Source organism: Acinetobacter sp. 1000160 (genome assembly GCF_000588715.1).
GTDB classification, from domain to species: Bacteria; Pseudomonadota; Gammaproteobacteria; order Pseudomonadales; family Moraxellaceae; genus Acinetobacter; species Acinetobacter courvalinii.
Window position 1 is genome coordinate 139333 of the sequence record NZ_JFWP02000002.1, and the last position, 17047, is coordinate 156379.

The 17047-nt window shown below is 44.0% G+C and carries 12 protein-coding genes; 6 read left to right on the forward strand and 6 right to left on the reverse strand.

Features of this window, described 5'->3' with window-relative positions:
- Positions 1-383 precede the first annotated feature (383 nt).
- Together J699_RS14235 and J699_RS14230 are read left to right on the forward strand one after the other, a co-directional pair.
- The gene (locus J699_RS14235; protein ID WP_032866437.1) at positions 384-1778 is read left to right on the forward strand and encodes a hypothetical protein; all 1395 of its coding nucleotides are present in this window, start codon (positions 384-386) and stop codon (positions 1776-1778) included.
- Between the two features lie 109 nt (positions 1779-1887).
- The gene (locus tag J699_RS14230; protein WP_032866439.1) at positions 1888-2505 is read left to right on the forward strand and encodes a TetR/AcrR family transcriptional regulator; all 618 of its coding nucleotides are present in this window, start codon (positions 1888-1890) and stop codon (positions 2503-2505) included.
- Between the two features lie 135 nt (positions 2506-2640).
- Here the strand turns inward: J699_RS14230 and tcuB are convergent, their stop codons facing one another.
- From tcuB to J699_RS14200, 6 genes are all read right to left on the reverse strand, one after another.
- Entirely contained in the window at positions 2641-3771 is a 1131-nt protein-coding gene (tcuB, locus tag J699_RS14225) for a tricarballylate utilization 4Fe-4S protein TcuB (RefSeq protein ID WP_032866443.1), read from the reverse strand.
- Positions 3755-5167: an FAD-dependent tricarballylate dehydrogenase TcuA gene (gene tcuA / locus J699_RS14220; protein WP_032866445.1), complete on the reverse strand. Its 1413-nt coding sequence runs from the start codon at positions 5165-5167 to the stop codon at positions 3755-3757. Before tcuA ends, tcuB begins: the two co-directional genes overlap by 17 nt.
- Before the next feature lie 103 nt (positions 5168-5270).
- Positions 5271-6200: a LysR family transcriptional regulator gene (locus J699_RS14215; protein ID WP_032866447.1), complete on the reverse strand. Its 930-nt coding sequence runs from the start codon at positions 6198-6200 to the stop codon at positions 5271-5273.
- Between the two features lie 130 nt (positions 6201-6330).
- Positions 6331-7125: a substrate-binding domain-containing protein gene (locus tag J699_RS14210; RefSeq protein ID WP_032866449.1), complete on the reverse strand. Its 795-nt coding sequence runs from the start codon at positions 7123-7125 to the stop codon at positions 6331-6333.
- Positions 7126-7214: 89 nt separating this feature from the next.
- On the reverse strand, positions 7215-8525 hold the full coding sequence (locus J699_RS14205) for an MFS transporter (RefSeq protein ID WP_032866452.1): 1311 nt from the start codon (positions 8523-8525) through the stop codon (positions 7215-7217).
- A gap of 278 nt (positions 8526-8803) precedes the next feature.
- Positions 8804-9733, reverse strand: a complete 930-nt coding sequence (locus J699_RS14200) for a LysR family transcriptional regulator (protein ID WP_032866454.1) — start codon at positions 9731-9733, stop codon at positions 8804-8806.
- Positions 9734-10037: 304 nt separating this feature from the next.
- Here J699_RS14200 and kdpA point away from each other — a divergent pair, with 304 nt between their 5' ends.
- Genes kdpA through J699_RS14180 form a run of 4 tightly spaced genes read left to right on the forward strand, consistent with a single transcriptional unit; the run spans position 10038 to position 17047 of the window.
- Positions 10038-11735, forward strand: coding sequence for a potassium-transporting ATPase subunit KdpA (kdpA, locus tag J699_RS14195; protein WP_032866457.1), 1698 nt, complete (start codon positions 10038-10040; stop codon positions 11733-11735).
- A 16-nt stretch (positions 11736-11751) separates the two neighbouring features.
- Complete coding sequence (gene kdpB, locus J699_RS14190; RefSeq protein WP_032882730.1) at positions 11752-13764, forward strand: potassium-transporting ATPase subunit KdpB; 2013 nt, start codon at positions 11752-11754, stop codon at positions 13762-13764.
- A 9-nt stretch (positions 13765-13773) separates the two neighbouring features.
- Positions 13774-14385, forward strand: coding sequence for a potassium-transporting ATPase subunit KdpC (gene kdpC / locus J699_RS14185; RefSeq protein ID WP_032866461.1), 612 nt, complete (start codon positions 13774-13776; stop codon positions 14383-14385).
- A gap of 13 nt (positions 14386-14398) precedes the next feature.
- Entirely contained in the window at positions 14399-17047 is a 2649-nt protein-coding gene (locus J699_RS14180; protein ID WP_032866463.1) for a sensor histidine kinase, read from the forward strand.

Sequence of the window (17047 nt, forward strand, 5' to 3'; positions counted from 1 at the left end):
AAAGGAAATGGGCTGGCCTTTTTACGCTATCGAGCAGAATAGGTTGAGCGTTCCAGCCATCAGCCATGCTCATAAATACTCAGCTTTAAATATTCTGGACAAAGACCAAATAGTTCTAAAGAAAAAGGTTTTTGATTCTCTTTTTTATTATATTCCTTTTATGCTTTCCCAGTTTAGAGCGATTCAAAGCCTATCGATATTGTGCTGCAGCAAATAAACCCTGACACGAAGTGAATCATGAATTTTTAAAAGATGCTTGCAATTTAATCTAAGTGGATTATTATTTAATCTATATAGATTAGTCCTTGTTAGGATTGTGCAAGGTCTATAACAACAATGATAGAAAAAGTGTTTGATAATTAGGCTTAAAAGGATGATGTCTGATGCAAAGATCAAAAAAAATAAACGTTGGCGTATTACTGGCGGTTCTCGGTTCAATAAGCCTAAGCGCGTGTAACGAGAGTGATAATACTAATAGGGTAAGCACTCCATCTGATACAGATTCAGTATTAACAGATTGTATGTGGCAAAATTCGGTGACCAGTAAAACCCATACTGGGGAAGACCCGTTGAATTTTGCTTTTCCTGACTCAAATGTAAGCTATTGGTCATCGGAATTTATCGTTCCAGAAGGAGCCAAAGTGATGATTGATGGAGATTACCCATATTCACGTCATTTTTCTTTGGTGAGTTATACCGCGCAAGGTGAACGTGTTAATTCATTGCTGGATCGGGCAATTGTACCGAATCAGGGTTCAACCAATCCATTTTTGGTAGGAAATAACCGTTTAGATAAAGAGCGTGCTTATTCAACACAATTACAATTGGCAGACTTACCAGAACAGCCTGCTACAAATACCCTGTATGCACCTAAAACTGCTGACAATAAGGTTGCAATTCTATATCGGGTTTATGTACCCAATAAAAATATGAATGAAAAAGGTAATGTCAGTTTTCCCCGATTTAAAGTACAGCTTGCAAGTGGTGAAGTTAAACACGGGCAAGAGGTGTGCAATATTTTACAGGTAAAAAAAGGTCCGATAGACCGTACCACAAGCCTACCATTGGCCGCCACTCTGGCTGCTTTTAACCAAAATAGATATACCGGTTTTCCCGCACAGCTAGAACCGAAATGGTATAAGGCATTTAGTGGGCTGGACAATTTTAAATGTACTTATAAATTTGATCCGGTCACCAAACAGCCGCTGGATAAATGTGAAGGGCTAAGCGTAACGCCTAAGCTGAACTATTGGGCCACGCCTGACAATGAATATGTTTTTGCAACCACTAGCCGACGTCTAGGTAAAGTGATTGAGCTTCGGGGTAAAGTTCCGAATACAGAAAAAACCTTTAATAATGATCAATTTGTGCAAAAAACTGATGTGCGGTATTGGTCTATCTGTAGCAATGAAATCATCAGTACGGCAACCAATTATTGTTTATATGATGAGAACATCCAGAAAGTTGATAAAGATGGTTTCTATACCATTGTTGCTTCATTGGCAGAAGACCGTCCAGCCAATGCTCGAGAAGAATGCGGGGTATATTTCCTTGAATTAAGCCCACGTGGTTCAGGCTATATGGCAGAAGACGGTAAGGCATTTGGTCATGCTGATTTTGGTATTTTCATCATGCGTAATCTGTTACCGAATCCAGAATTTAAACAGGCTGTACAGAATGTAAAAGCCTGGGGAGAGGAAAAGGCGGTGATGGGTGATTATCTGCCAGATATAAAATATACTTCTAAAGAAGCTTTTGAAACAAAAGGCTGTTCTTAAGGCATAACCTAGAATAGAGAAATAAACCAATCCCTTAAAAAGATTGGTTTATTTTTTGAATTGCCAGAGTAATTCCAGATTTATTTGAACTTTTGTATTGAAGGATTTAATGAGCAAACAAACTAAAGAAAAACTGATAGAAGCAGCGATTGTTCTTTTTTCACAAAACAATGTTGAAACAATGTCTGTGCAAAAGATCAATGAAATTGCAGGAGTCGCAAATAAGTCAGCCCTTTATTATCACTTTAAGTCCAAATGGGGCTTGGTTGAAGCTGCTCTTGATCATGTCATGCAACCTTATATGACGGAAAGTTTGAAATTGCTGAATGAGATCCCGCCTAATAATATAAAAGTTTCTGATGTAGTGGAGGCTTTAACGAAGCCTATGGTACAAATACTTTTGCAGGAAAATGGAATTCATTATATTAAATTTTTTTCTAAAACGGTAAGTGCTGGAGATGAAGGGCGTGCCATTGTCGCCAAGACTTTAGTTCCTATTTCAAAGAAAGCTGTAGCGTTATTACAGATTGCACTTCCTGAGGCTGATCCTGATGTTCTTTCCTTAAAAGTTCTTTTTACTTTTAATATTGTTTTAAACGTGATTAGCGATATTGGTCTGGAACATTTCTGGCCGACCAACGTCAAGGATCATCGTTTGCTGGGTAAATACTTAAAAGATTATATTGAAGGCGGTATTAATTTTAAAATAAATGAAATTTATAAGTGATAGGTCTATCTGCCAGTTTGCGTTTACTTGAGGTAATTTAAGCACTTGCTAATCAATTCTACAGTCTTCTCGGTCTGGCGCTGAATGGCTGAATATAAGACATGTGTTATGCATGCCCTATATTCATATACAGATTTATTGTTTTGTTAGCCTATTTTCAATGGCAAATTTGAGTAAAGAAGCGCTGCGGTAAAAACCATGTGCGAACTTTCCAAAGGGCATGGTAATAAAGAACGTCATGACCGTGGCTAAATGGAAAATCAGTAAAAGTGCCATATAAGGTGTATTGCGAAATGCCATAAGGGCTAAGCCTGAAGCACTGACTACAATTAAAAGGAAAATAAAGCCCCGATCTACAGGTTTTTGCTCATGGTCACCATGTAATGGATGGCGTTTAAGGTTTAAATAAAGCAAGCCAGATGGCCCAATCACTAAGCCAAGCCCGCCCAACGTACCCAAAATCACAGGCATGCTAAAGAAAGCATAAGGTGCATGTAGGTCAAGGAAATAGTGATATAAAGTCGCTACGCCTGTGGCTGCAAAGCAGAGCATAAAGCCATAAAAGGTCAGGTGATGGAACACGCGGCGGATTTGTGTATAACGGTCATCCTGTTCATTACAGCCTTTGCCATGACCACCATCTAAATATTTAAGCGTTAAAACATTTTGGGTGGCTTGAACTAGGTCGGGTTTCTCAACTTTGCCATGAATAACTTTAGACGTCTGTCGCCAGAATTTACTAATCCCAATGCCGAGCAGAACAATCGCAACTGTAAAGGTCGCTCCAAACAGGAGCGCTAAAAAGTTATGCGGGAAAATCGCATAGAAATTACCTTGATAGCCTGCAAACAGGTCGGTGCCTTTGTACCACACCACAGCGAACATGCAAAAAAAGAAAATAAGGGTTAATGCCGAGACAAAAGCAATACCTACAGACTTATAAAGTCGACCTAAAGGCTGAGGGGTCGCAAACTCTTGATAAGTTTCTAAACGGACTTGCGCCATTGCTTTTGGAATATTGACACCAAACTCATGTGGCGGGGCATATTGGCAAGCGTGTAAACAAGCACCACAGTTATGGCACAGGTTTGCGAGGTAATGAATATCGGCTTGATTAAACTCAAGGCGCTTGGTCATGGCAGCAAATACAGCACAAAACGACTCACAGTAGCGACAAGCATTACAAATCTGTAGCGCTCTTTGAACTTCCTGCTCATGGTCAGAGAGCTGAACAACTGGAATTAGGGCTTTAGTATGAGCATTCATGTTCAACTCCTTGTGAAAGTGCATAGTGGGCTGCATTTTTTCCGGCAATGCGTCCAAAGGTTGTGCCAATCGACATACCAACGCCTGCGGTATAACCCTGACCGAGTACGTTACCTGCCATCATTTCACCAGCGACAAACAGGTTGTGGCTGGCTTTATTGTTAAAACGTACCGCAGCATCGTCTTCGACTTTTAAGCCTAAATAGGTAAAGGTAATGCCGGGTTTAAGCGCATAGGCATAGAACGGTGGTTGATCAAGCGGAACGGCCCAATGGGTTTTGTTAGGAACAATATTTTTTGTAGTGCAGTCATCTAAAACCGTATGGTTAAAGCTGCCTTGCACACAGGCTTGATTAAATTCTGCTACCGTGTGACAGAAGGTTTTTGCATCCAGCCCAATTTTTTCGGCTAACTCTTGAATACTATTTGCTTTTACCCCCGCAAACACAGGTGGCATAAAGCGACCCATCGCTTTTGAGTCGATAATGGAGTAGGCAATTTGCTGCGGTTGTTTGGCAACAAGGCGGCCCCAAATCGCATAACGTTTGGGCCAGAAGTCTTCGCCTTCATCGTAAAAACGTTCGGCTTTGTTATTGACCACAATCCCTAGTGAAACGCAGTCAATACGGGTGCAGATGCCGCCGTCATATAACGGTGCTCGTGCATCTACTGCCACACAATGCGATTGCGATGGATCACCAATAATATCGGCGCCTTGATCTATCATAAATTTGAGTAAGTTGCCCTGATTAAAGCGGGTTCCACGAATAATAAAATTATCGGCAGGCCATTCGCCGTTTTCATTTTGTCCCCATGCTTCTCTTAACCATTCCAGATTTGACTCAAAACCACCTGCGGCCAATACACAGCTTTTCGATTTAAACACACGACCATCTTCCGCAATTGCAGCTTCAAAATGTCCTTGATTTAGTTTTAGCTCTTTAATTTTTGTGTTGTATAAAATCTCAATACCAAGTTCTTGGGCACTCCGGTAATACGCATTAATAAGAGCTTTACCGCCACCCATAAAAAAGGCGTTGGTACGTGCAACATGTAAAGCACCCGATAGTGGTGGCTGAAAATTCACACCATGTTTACGCATCCAGTCTCGACAGGTCGCCGTGCTACGAATCACCAGACGAGCTAAATGTTCATTAGTTTTGCCCGCAGTGATTTTAAGTAAGTCTTGCCAATATTCTTCTTCAGGGTAAGCATCGACCAATACATCTTGAGGAGCATCATGCATGCAACGGAGGTTACGCGTGTGTTGTGAGTTACCACCACGCCATTCTTTAGGCGCTGCTTCTATGACAAGCACAGACGCACCATTTTCTTTTGCCGTGAGCGCGGCACACAGTGCGGCATTCCCACCGCCAATTACAATCACATCATGCATGGATTTCTCCCTTTCTCAGCTAAGGCTAATGTAGCTTTAAAAGGGAGGGTGAAGTGAGAGGCTAAGCTTGAATGGGTGTTTAGTAAAAATAAACACTTAGCGCTTAAGTGTTTATGAGTTTCGCACCGGGCCAACGTTTTTCATTCATCAGGTTGCTCACACAAGCACGAATCACTACTTTCGTAGCTAAAGTAGCAGGCGAGAGTTCTTCTTCAGACAGACTAATTAAATAGTTAATACGTTCAATGGCAGGTTCTACAATGCGCAATAAACATAAGTCTTGCCGTGAGTTTAACGATGCACCCGCAGGTTGAATGGTTGCCATTTCGAGCTGGCTAATGCTTTGCATTAACAAGTGTAGCCCATCAATTTCATAGGCCACTTTAAGCTGATGAATTTTCTGTTCGAGCAACAAGCGCAGTCCATGTCGTTGACTCGGTAAAATCAGCGGAAGCTGTTTAAGCTGTGAATGTGTAATGGTTTGAGTATCTATACAGCTTTCAAGCTGGTACTGACTCAGCACTTCTTTAGGCGAGATTAAAAACATCTGTTCTTTGACTAAAGGCTGTATGGCCCACTGTGGGTCGACATCGTCACTAAAGATGATGGCCACATCGAGCTGCCTGGCATTAACTAATGCCTTAAGGTCACCCGATAAGCCTTCAATGAGACGGACTTTAATATCGGGGTAACGGTTTCGCATCAATTTTAAAAAGTGTGTCCCCATCACCGCCGCGACACTTGGCGAAAAACCGACGGTGACATGACCGCTTAAACGTGAAGAGTGTGCAGAATCTACGGCATGGTCTAGGTGTCTAAGTGCCAGTTGAACCTGTTGAAAAAAAGCTAAACCCGCAGGGGTGGGAACCGTACCCAAAGCGGTACGTTGTAACAGGCGAATAGAAAGCTCGCTTTCTAATTTTGATATTTGCTGACTTAATGCAGAAGTTCCAATATCGAGATTTTTTGCAGCTTTGCCCAAGCTTCCTGTCTCGATCACCGTAATAAAATACTTGAGTTGTTTGAGTTCCACGGCAAATACTACATTGTCCTTTATGGATGAATTCTACACTGCTTTGTCACATAGATTCTGTTCTATCGTCTCAGTAAAACGTCCAAAGCGAACAGGCAACATCATTTCCAGATGTCGCCTGTTAACGCTTTTATTGTTTAACCTGCTCAAGACCCTGTTGTTCAATAATTTGTGTGGCTTGTGGTGACTTCACAAATTTGATGAGTTCTTTTGCGACTTTCGCATGTTCAGAGTTTTTACCAATGCCCGCCGCAAACACAGTGACTTTTTGATAAGGCGCAGGAATTGGGCCGACTAAATCAACTTGACCATATTGGCCAGTAAACGGTTTGATTTCACTGATTTGCTGGAACCCAATATCAAACTGTCCTTCAGCAATACGCTTTGCCACGCGGTCACCGACCACTTTTTCTGCTTTACCAGCAATCACTTTGTACTCGACAGGTGGGAAGCTTGGGAAAACATCTTTTTCAAGATGCGTACCGCTCGCACTTGCCGAATAGCCGATGTGCTTGGCATTGAGTAAAACTTTTTCAAACTTTGCCGCAGAGCTAATATCTGGTTTTGGTGCACCTTTAGGTACCGCCATGCCGATGCTTGAATTGACTAAAGCACGTTGTGAACTTGGGTCTACATAACCTTTTTCTGCAAGCTTGTTCAGTTCAGGAGCAGCCAACACCACCACATCAAAATGTTCACCACGATCAAGTCGATTTGGAATTGCAGTTGGCGATGCGCCCATTGATGAACCAGATGAAAGATGCACCGTGTGACCAGTTTGCTTTTCAAATATTGGAATGAGTTTTTCCATAGATGAATAGAAACCGCCTGAGCTAATCACTTCGAGTGTATCTGCGTGAGCAAGCGTTGAGCCTAAGCCTGCACCAGCTAAGCAAATGCTCATAAAGAGAGGGGACTTTTTCATAATATCTCGCTTTAATGATAGGAGAGCACAGTACGGCTGCAACATGCGCCGTACTGTTCATTAAAATTTCAGGTTAAGTCGTTGTTGTTTTAAGCGCTCACCTTGGCAGGCTCAGCAATCGCGTCAGTATTTTTCTGTTGAGAACCGCGACATAGATACAAGCTTGAGATGAGGCTACAGACCGCAGCAAGCATCAGCCAGAACGCCGGCGTGCTTGCGTTACCAGTGTTTTCGACTAGGAAAGTACAGGCCATTGGCGTCATACCACCAAAAATCGCGGCTGCAAGGCTGAACGCTAAAGAGAAGCCAACGGTACGTACACGTTTCGGCATTACTTCGGCAAGTGTTGCCACCATGGTGCCGTTATACATACCAAAGAAGAACGAGAAGTAAGCAAGCGTAATCAGTAGGTTTGAGAAACTGATGTCACTGACCAACCAGCTTAAAACCGGATAAGTGGTAAAGATGGCAAGGGAAGTAATACCGACTAACACTGGACGGCGACCAATTTTGTCTGAAAGCAAGCCACCCATTGGTAACCAGAAGAAATTGGATAAACCCACAAATACCGTGGCTAAAAGACTGTCGGTTACCGACATTTCTAAAGTACGTTTTGCATACACTGTGGTGTAAACCGTAATAAAGTAGAAAGTCGTTGTGGTCATCGCACTCATCATCATGCCTGCCAGTACGATGCGCCAGTTACTCGCAAGCGTGCTGAAAATTTCTTTGGTCGATGGGTGCGTTTTTTGCGCTTTAAAGTCTTCAGTTTCTTCTAAAGTACGACGGAACAAGAAGATTAAAGGAATAATCAAACAACCAATTAAGAACGGAATACGCCAGCCCCATTCACCCACTTGAGCCGTGGTTAGGATGGTGTTAAGCCAATAACCCAGTAATGCGGCAAAAACAACCGCAATTTGTTGGCTGCCAGACTGCCAGCTGGTAATAAATCCACGGTTTTTATCGGTTGCGATTTCAGCCAGATAAATTGATACACCGCCTGATTCCACACCGGCCGAGAAGCCTTGTAATAGACGTCCAATCACCACTAAAATTGGCGCAATAATACCAATGGTTTCATAACCTGGTACGAAAGTAATTAAGATGGTCCCGATTGCCATAAGGCTTAAAGTCACAATGAGACCTTTACGTCGACCCACTCTGTCGACATAAGCGCCCAAGAAAATAGCGCCGAGAGGACGCATCAGAAAACCCGCAGCAAATACGGTAAAGGTCATCATCAAAGAGACATATTCATTTTCAGAGTGGAAAAATTTTGCTGCGATATATGTGGCATAGAAACCAAAAAGAAAAAAATCGTATTGTTCTAAAAAGTTGCCACTCGTTACATTTAATATTTTTTTAAAAGTAGCCCTACGGTTATTCACGACATCCATTGGAGACCTCCTTGGCCTGACAAAATGGAAACATTCACGATTTTCAATAGAGGGCTTTAAATCGTCTCATTCAATAAACCTAAATAGCACATGGGTTAGAGATGAGATTTAAAGGTGTCCTTCGTAGAAAATGTGATGCCTTGTTTCCAGTTAAAACTACACAGCTATAATTTGATAAATAGAAATCCACTTATCATTCGAAAGGAAATGTAATCTTAAAAAGCAGGTGGTAGTGAGAGGGCACAATTAATGAGGTATTTAATAAAATTAATGACTATTTATAAAATAATTTCAGAACACGGCCAAATCTGGTTTTGAATCAGCTCTTTGACACAGGCTTTGATTGCTGATTTTGCAGCAAGTGCAGCAGGTGACAGCTCTTCTTCGGCAAGGCTGACCAGATAATTGATCCGCTCCACTTCCGGATCAATCAGTTTTAGTAATTGGATTTTGTGTTTATATTCTTGCAAGCAGGCACTTCCGGGGCGGACACTGGCAAGTTCAAGATGAACCAGGCTGTCCATAAGTAAGTGTAGACCATCAATTTCATAGACCACATTGAGCTGCCCAATCTTGTGCTCAAGCAGTTTTCTTAAGCTATGACGCTGCCGCGGCAGCACCAGAGGAATATCGCCAATTTGCTGCGACTGAATCATTCCGCTTTTGATACAGTCGGCAAGACCATATTTCTCGAGCACTTCCTTACGTGCCATTAAATACATTTGCTCGCGTACCAAGGGCTGGATCGACCACTGCTTATCAATTTCATTGGTAAAAATAATGGCGATATCAAGCTGACGCGAGTTAATCGACTGAATCAGGTTGCCTGACAGCGTTTCCACAATTTCTAAACGTATATCTGGATAGCGTTCAGACATCAGTTTCATTAAAGGGATGCCAATTAATGCGGTAATGGTCGGTGGAAAACCAAGGCTGACATGGCCTGAAAGTCGTGCCGAATGTGCAGCATCGACCGCAAAGTTTACTTGACGCAAAATGAGTTGCGAGTGTTTTAAAAAGGCAAGACCTGCGGGAGTTGGGGTGACGCCAAAAGCATTCCGCTGTAATAAGCGAATGCTTAACTCTTGTTCGAGCTTACTAATTTGCTGGCTGATTGCAGAAGCACCGACATCGAGTTTTTGCGCAGCTTTACCAATACTGCCTGCCTCAACCACCGTTAAAAAATACTTTATTTGTTTGATTTCCATGAAATATATTCTTTTATATGTGGGCATCCGATTATTCAGTGAAGCAATTTAATCAATATGATGGGCATTATCAATAGGATGAGAACACTATCGGTAGGATCAGTTTACGCTGTTGTATGACAAGAATATAGCCATACCTGCCTTGAGCTCATCGCAGAATAAATACAAAGAGCATGATCTGCTTTCATCAACCAGAATAGGTTTTTATTTACGCAAAATTTACGAGTTCGGCTTTTTTCAATATAGAGAATTTACGCCTTCAATTTCCATACTAAAGCTGACCTATTATTAAATGGCATCTGCTATGTGGGAATTTATCTCTGTATTTGTCTTTTCATTACTGCTGGCTTATCCGCTCGGGACTTATCTTGCCGATGTGATGCAGGCCAAGCCAATGAAAAGTGATGCGCTGTTTAACTGGATTGAACAGCCGATTTATGCTGTGCTCGGTGTCAAGTGTAACGGCATGAACTGGCGGCAATATCTGGGTGCTTTTGTGCTCAGCAATGCTTTACTGCTAGGAGCCAGTCTCGCCATCTTGATGACTCAAGCATGGTTACCGCTAAATCCGGATCATATTCCGAATATGAATTGGGATCTGGCTTTACATACCAGCATTTCATTCCTGACCAATACCAACCAGCAACATTATTCAGGGCAGGCGCAACTGTCTTACCTATCGCAAATGACCGTGATTGTGGGATTGCAGTATTTGTCGCCCATTATGGGACTGGCCTTACTGGTCGCCATGTTGAGGGCTTTGTTTCTGCAATCGGGGCTTAAGGACGGAGCAAATAAAAAAGACTGGCAGACGATCAATCTAGGAAATTACTGGATGGATCTTATCCGCCCGTTGTTTCGGTTCTTTATTCCACTCGGCTTGATTTTTTCTTTGTTGCTGACATTTCAGGGCGTTCCAGCAACTTTATCTGCTGGTCCAACCGCACAGGTTCTGGAACAAACGGCAGACGTTAAAACCCAGCATCTTCCACTGGGACCCGTTGCTCCGATGGTGGCAATTAAACAATTAGGCAGCAACGGTGGAGGGTGGTATGGACCGAACAGCAGTGTGCCCTTAGAAAATCCAACGCCATTGTCCAATGTAATCGAGATGATTGCGATTTTACTGATTCCATTGTCCGTGGTGTTTATGGTGGGGCGTTTTATCCAACGTAAGAAATTGATGTGGATGATTTTTGTCAGCATGTTCCTGATGTCGCTGGCCTCAACCTTGTTGACGCTGTGGACTGAAAAATCTTCCTTAATTCCAGATACTGCCTTAATGGAAGGCAAGGAAGTTCGTTTCGGGGCCGAAGCATCGGCATTGTGGGGAAGTTTGACCACGCAAGTGAATAATGGCTCAGTCAATATGATGCATGACTCGGCTTCACCACTAACGGGACTGGTAGAACTGTGCAATATGCTGATCAATGCCATTTGGGGCGGGATCGGCTGTGGTCTATTACAATTCTTTATTTATCTGTTCCTTGCAGTATTTATCGCAGGCTTGATGACAGGGCGTACCCCTGAATTATTTGGTCGCAAGATTGAAGTCAGGGAAATCAAACTTTTAGCATTGGTAATTCTATTACAACCTGTCGTGATCCTGGGCTTGACCGCAATCGCAATTGCCTTTCCATCCCTTACAGGGAATTCAAATCCAGCTTTCCACGGCATTAGCCAAGTGTTCTATGAATATGTCTCGGCCTATGCCAATAACGGTTCAGGTTTTGAAGGCCTGGGCGATAACACGCTGTGGTGGAATCTGAGTGCCAGTGTAGCGTTATTGGCAGGGCGTTATAGCGTACTGATTATTCCTGTACTGATAGCAGTCAGTTTGGGAACTAAAGTGCAAGCTGCTGAAAATAAAGGTTCTTTACAGATCGAATCCCCAACCTTTGCTTTAACTTTAATCGGGATCGTACTGATTCTGACCGTATTGCAATTCATGCCCGTGTTGGTGATCGGGCCAATTGCAGATTATTTATCCCTAAAGGTTTAAGTGTGGAGCAAGCACAATGAAACATTCTCATGCGACACAACAAATGGATATTTTGAATAAAGAAATTATTCAACAGACCTTTCATAAGTTGTTGCCACAATATGCTTTTAAAAACCCGGTAATGGCCTGTGTCTGGGTAGGAACAATTTTAACGATTGTTGCGACTTTGCTGGGTCATGCCGGTCTTGGTTTTGGCTTGATCCTCAGTCTGATTTTATTGGTCACGGTGTTATTTGCTAATTATGCAGAAGCTGTTGCTGAGGCCAAAGGACGTGGACAAGCTGCATCTTTACGGCAGGCGCGTGAAAATTTAACTGCAAATCGTATCCTCGATTTAAATGCGGTACCGAATACCATTGCTGCCAATCTACTCAAAAAAGATGATCTCGTTATCGTGAAAGCTGGTGAAATTGTTCCTGCGGATGGTGAGATTATTCAGGGTTTTGCCACCATCAATGAATCGGCTGTTACTGGTGAGTCCGCACCGGTATTGCGTGAAGCCCATACCGATCGTTCAGGGGTAATTGGCGGCACCAAGGTTCTGTCCGATGAGATTGTTATTCGTGTCAGCAATGAAGCTGGTCATAGCTTTCTGGATCGTATGATTGCCTTGGTTGAAGGGGCCAATCGCCAGAAAACACCGAATGAGATTGCACTGAGTATTTTGCTCAACATCATGACCATCACCTTTATTGTGGTGGTCATCACCTTACCTTTTATTGGGTCTATGGTCGGGATTAAAATTAGCATGGTATTGCTGATCGCACTACTGGTATGTCTGATTCCAACCACGATTGGGGGCTTGTTGCCTGCAATCGGGATTGCAGGAATGAACCGCGCTTTAAAAGCCAATGTCTTGGCCAAGTCAGGGAAAGCCGTTGAAGTTGCGGGTGATATTGATGTGCTGTTGCTGGATAAAACGGGAACGATCACCTATGGAGACCGTCAGGCTACCGCCTTTTATCCATTGGCCGGCGTAACAGCCACCGAGTTGCGTCAAGCAGCCATGCTGACTTCTTTTGCGGATCCCACCCCTGAAGGCAAATCGGTCATCAGCCTAGGGAAAGAACTGGGTGAAAGCATTCAGGAGCCAAAAGATGCAGAATTTATCCAGTTTAGTGCGTCGACACGGTTATCTGGGGTGGACTTGGCCAATGGGCAAAAGATTCGAAAGGGTGCTGTCGACGCCATTCTGAACTTTACCCATCAACAGATCAAAGACAACATCGAGCTTAAAACCCGGGTCGAACAAGTGGCTTCTAAAGGGGCGACACCGCTTGTGGTGGCTTCAAATCATAGCATTCTGGGCGTGATTGAGCTTTCGGATGTGATTAAATCAGGGATTAATCAACGCTTCGCACTGTTACGTGAGATGGGCATCAAAACCATCATGGTGACAGGTGATAATCCGTTGACTGCCGCCGCGATTGCAGCAGAAGCGGGTGTGGATGACTATATTGCAGAGGCCAAACCTGAAGATAAACTGGCATGTATCCGTAAACAACAGGCAGCGGGTAAACTGGTGGCGATGGTGGGTGATGGGACCAATGACGCACCTGCCTTGGCGCAGGCGGATATTGGTCTTGCCATGAACTCGGGCACGCAGGCCGCGAAAGAGGCGGGCAATATGGTGGATCTGGATTCCGATCCGACCAAACTGCTTGATGTGGTGGAAATTGGCAAGCAGCAATTGATTACCCGGGGTGCCTTAACCACCTTCTCTTTGGCCAATGATGTTTCCAAGTACTTTGTGATCCTGCCTGCCTTGTTTGCGGTAGCCATTCCACAACTTGCGGTGCTGAATATTCTGCAACTTGGCAGTCCGAGCAGTGCGGTGATTTCAGCCTTGATTTTTAATGCCTTGATTATTCCGATGTTAATCCCTTTGGCATTAAGAGGGGTACAGTTTAAACCTGCCAGTGCCTTGCAACTGTTGCGCCGTAATATGCTGATTTATGGCGTAGGCGGCGTGATCTTTCCGTTTATTGCGATCAAGTTGATTGACCTTGTTGTGTCATTGTGGATTTAGGAGATGAAAATGAATACATTAGAAAATCTGCCCTTATCAACCGAAGCTCAATCAATGCTACGTCCGGGTATGGGGCTTGTTTTGGTGGGATTTTTAATGGCTGGACTTTTGTACACTACGGCCAGTGTTTCTATCGCGAAACTGATTTTTCCTACGCAGGCTAATGGTAGTTTGATTGAGTTAAATGGAACAATTGTAGGTTCGCGTTTAGTTGGACAACCTTTTAACAGTGAACAATATTTTCATGGCCGGCCCAGTGCGGTAAGTTACAATGTCGATGCAATGGCAGGCAGTAATTTGGCAATTTCCAATCCAGAGTTACAACAACAGATTAAGCAAAGAACCGTGCAATTTGCTCATCGTCATCATATTTCAGAGCAACAGGTGCCAAATGAGATGATCACTGCATCAGGCAGCGGGATTGATCCGGACATTTCACCTGAAAGTGCCTTGTTACAGGTGAAACGCGTAGCAGGGCAACGCCATTTGGCAGAGCAACAATTGCGGGATTTGGTGCAACAACAGATTCAGCCGGCCCAGTTCGGTGTCTATGGGCAAGCGCGGGTCAATGTGCTACAGCTCAATCTGGCCTTAGATCAATTGTCATCTACATCTCGTTGATAGAGTCATATTTATGCAGATTGACCGCAATAACAAAGCAGATGCATGGTTGGCGCATAGTCAACGTGAACAGTCTGGACGTTTGACCATTTTCCTGGGAGCTGCACCAGGTGTAGGCAAGACCTATGCCATGCTGTCCCGGGCCCATGAACTGATGCAACAAGGGCAGCAGGTGGTGGTGGGCGTGGTTGAAACCCACGGTCGGTCTGATACCGAACGCCTGATTCAAGGTCTCAATGTAATTCCACGAAAGGCGGTAGAATATCAAGGCCGCCGATTGGAAGAGATGGACCTTGACCAGATCCTCAAAATAAAGCCTGAAATCGTGCTGGTGGATGAGCTCGCACATCGCAATGTACCGAACAGTCGGCATGAATTTCGGTGGCAAGATGTTAATGAATTGCTGGATGCAGGAATTGATGTTTATAGCACTTTAAACATTCAGCATCTGGAAAGCCTGAATGATGTGGTGTACCAGATTACGGGCATTCGGGTGGCTGAGACCGTTCCCGACGCATTATTCAAGCGATTGAAAGACATTCGTCTGGTCGATTTGCCGGTACCTGAGCTATTAGAGCGGATGAACCATGGCAAGATTTATTTAGCCGATGTTGCCCCCCATGCATTACAGGGTTTTTTTAAGCCTGCCCATTTAACCGCTTTACGTGATTTGGCGATTCAGACTGTTGCAGGGCAGGTTGAGATTGATTATCGGGAAAAGTTTGTTGCGCAGGGACAGATCATCCCGATTCAAAATCATGTCATGTTGGCGATTGACGGTTCAGCGTTTTCTGAAGATTTGGTGCGACGCGCGCATCGTATTGCAGAACGACGCAATGCAAGCTGGAGCGTAATCTCGATCCAAAAGAGCCAAAACGCCAATACCCAAGCCTTTGCAGTGACTAAAGCCTTTAATTTAGCCAGAAAACTGGGGGCCGATACCTATTTGCTGTATAGCAATCATATTGCATCGGCCATTTTGCAGGCAGCCTATGATTATGGTGCATCCAATATTTTGTTGGGGAAAAGTCAAAGCAAGTCGCTCTGGCAACGCCTGTTTTCCGACCATATTACCGATCAGCTGTTAGAAAAGCAGCATCCTTTTGAGATTACCTTTGTTCAACCGTTAAAAACTCAAAATCATCAGGCCAGGTCACAGGGTGATCATGTCCGCTCATCCTGGTTTGAACAGGGGCTGGCTTTCAATCCGCGCGAGATAATCGAAAGCATTTTGATTGTTTTACTTGGCTTGATTGCGGCAACCGTGAGTGATCATTTTATCGGTTATAGCGAGCTGGCTTTAATCTTTGTGGTCACCGTGCTGATCGTGGCGATGCGCGCCAGAATGTTCATTACCATTCTGAGTGTACTGATTTGCTTCTTGTTATATAACTATTTATTTATTGAACCACGATTTACGCTTCGAATTAGTGCCGAGCGTGGGGTCATGACCATCATTATCTTCATTATTTCAGCCTTGCTGGTTGGGCGTTTAGCCAATCAATTACGTGCGCAGGTGCTGAGTTTACGTGCAGCCAATTCGGTTTCCTTACAAATGCAGGAATTGGAACGTAAACTGTCTAGCTGTGTTGATATTGAGCAAGTGATGAATGTTGCCAAGCAACATTTAGAGAGCTGTTTAACAGCGACGGTCTGGCTCAGAATCGGAGAGCAGGAATTAGGCGATAGCAGTGTATTGAATGAAAAAGACCAGATTGCAGCAAACTGGACCCAGAAAAATGCCAAAGCCTCTGGACGGTTTACCAATACCTTAACCCAATCGGACTGGTGGTTTAATCCGCTGAATCTGGTCGGCGGTTATGGTGTGATTGCACTGCGGTTCAGTCAAAACACGGAAACCATCAGTTTTGAGCAGCAGCGGCTGGCTGAACTGATGATCGATGATATTGCCCAAACCACGTCGCGGGTGCAGTTGTCTTTGCAGTTGGAAAACTCCCGCATTGTCGCCGAAACTGAAAAATTGCGTTCGGCATTATTGTCGTCGGTCTCGCATGACCTGCGTTCGCCTTTGGCAGCGATGATCGGTTCGGCGGATAGCCTGAAATACTATGCCGGACAGATATCCGCAGAAGATCGTGAAAGTTTACTGGACACCATTCATGTCGAAGGGGAACGACTGGACCGCTATATTCAAAACCTGCTGGATATGACCCGGCTCGGACACCAGGGATTAAGCTTGAGTCGCGACTGGATTGCGGTGGAAGAACTGATTGGTTCAGCGACCCAGCGACTGAAACGCTATCAACCCCAAGTCAGTATTGAAGTTCAGATTCCGGAAGACTTGCCGCAACTGTATGTGCATCCTGCCTTGATCGAACAGGCGATTTTTAATGTGCTGGAAAATGCAGTCAAGTTTTCACCAGATCATGTGCCAGTTGAAATACGGATTCGGCAGGAGGAAAACGCGCTTCAGATTGATATTATGGATCAAGGGGTGGGCATTCCTGAAGAAGAACGCGAACAAATCTTTGATATGTTCTATACCATGCAACGTGGAGATCGTGGTAAAACAGGAACAGGTTTAGGGCTTGCCATTGTAAAAGCGATTATTGGGGCGCATATGGGCAGCATAGAAGCTTTAGCGGGAGCTCATGCTCAAGGGACTTTAATTAGAATACGCCTACCACTTCATCAGGATTAA

Bases quoted from the DNA above. Each gene is read 5' to 3' on its own strand.
- kdpB (WP_032882730.1), top strand. From the start codon at position 11,752: ATGAAACATTCTCATGCGACACAACAAATGGATATTTTGAATAAAGAA.
- kdpA (WP_032866457.1), top strand. From the start codon at position 10,038: ATGTGGGAATTTATCTCTGTATTTGTCTTTTCATTACTGCTGGCTTAT.
- tcuA (WP_032866445.1), bottom strand. From the start codon at position 5,167: ATGCATGATGTGATTGTAATTGGCGGTGGGAATGCCGCACTGTGTGCC.
- J699_RS14180 (WP_032866463.1), top strand. From the start codon at position 14,399: ATGCAGATTGACCGCAATAACAAAGCAGATGCATGGTTGGCGCATAGT.
- J699_RS14210 (WP_032866449.1), bottom strand. From the start codon at position 7,125: ATGAAAAAGTCCCCTCTCTTTATGAGCATTTGCTTAGCTGGTGCAGGC.
- J699_RS14200 (WP_032866454.1), bottom strand. From the start codon at position 9,733: ATGGAAATCAAACAAATAAAGTATTTTTTAACGGTGGTTGAGGCAGGC.
- J699_RS14235 (WP_032866437.1), top strand. From the start codon at position 384: ATGCAAAGATCAAAAAAAATAAACGTTGGCGTATTACTGGCGGTTCTC.
- J699_RS14205 (WP_032866452.1), bottom strand. From the start codon at position 8,525: ATGGATGTCGTGAATAACCGTAGGGCTACTTTTAAAAAAATATTAAAT.
- kdpC (WP_032866461.1), top strand. From the start codon at position 13,774: ATGAATACATTAGAAAATCTGCCCTTATCAACCGAAGCTCAATCAATG.
- J699_RS14230 (WP_032866439.1), top strand. From the start codon at position 1,888: ATGAGCAAACAAACTAAAGAAAAACTGATAGAAGCAGCGATTGTTCTT.
- tcuB (WP_032866443.1), bottom strand. From the start codon at position 3,771: ATGAATGCTCATACTAAAGCCCTAATTCCAGTTGTTCAGCTCTCTGAC.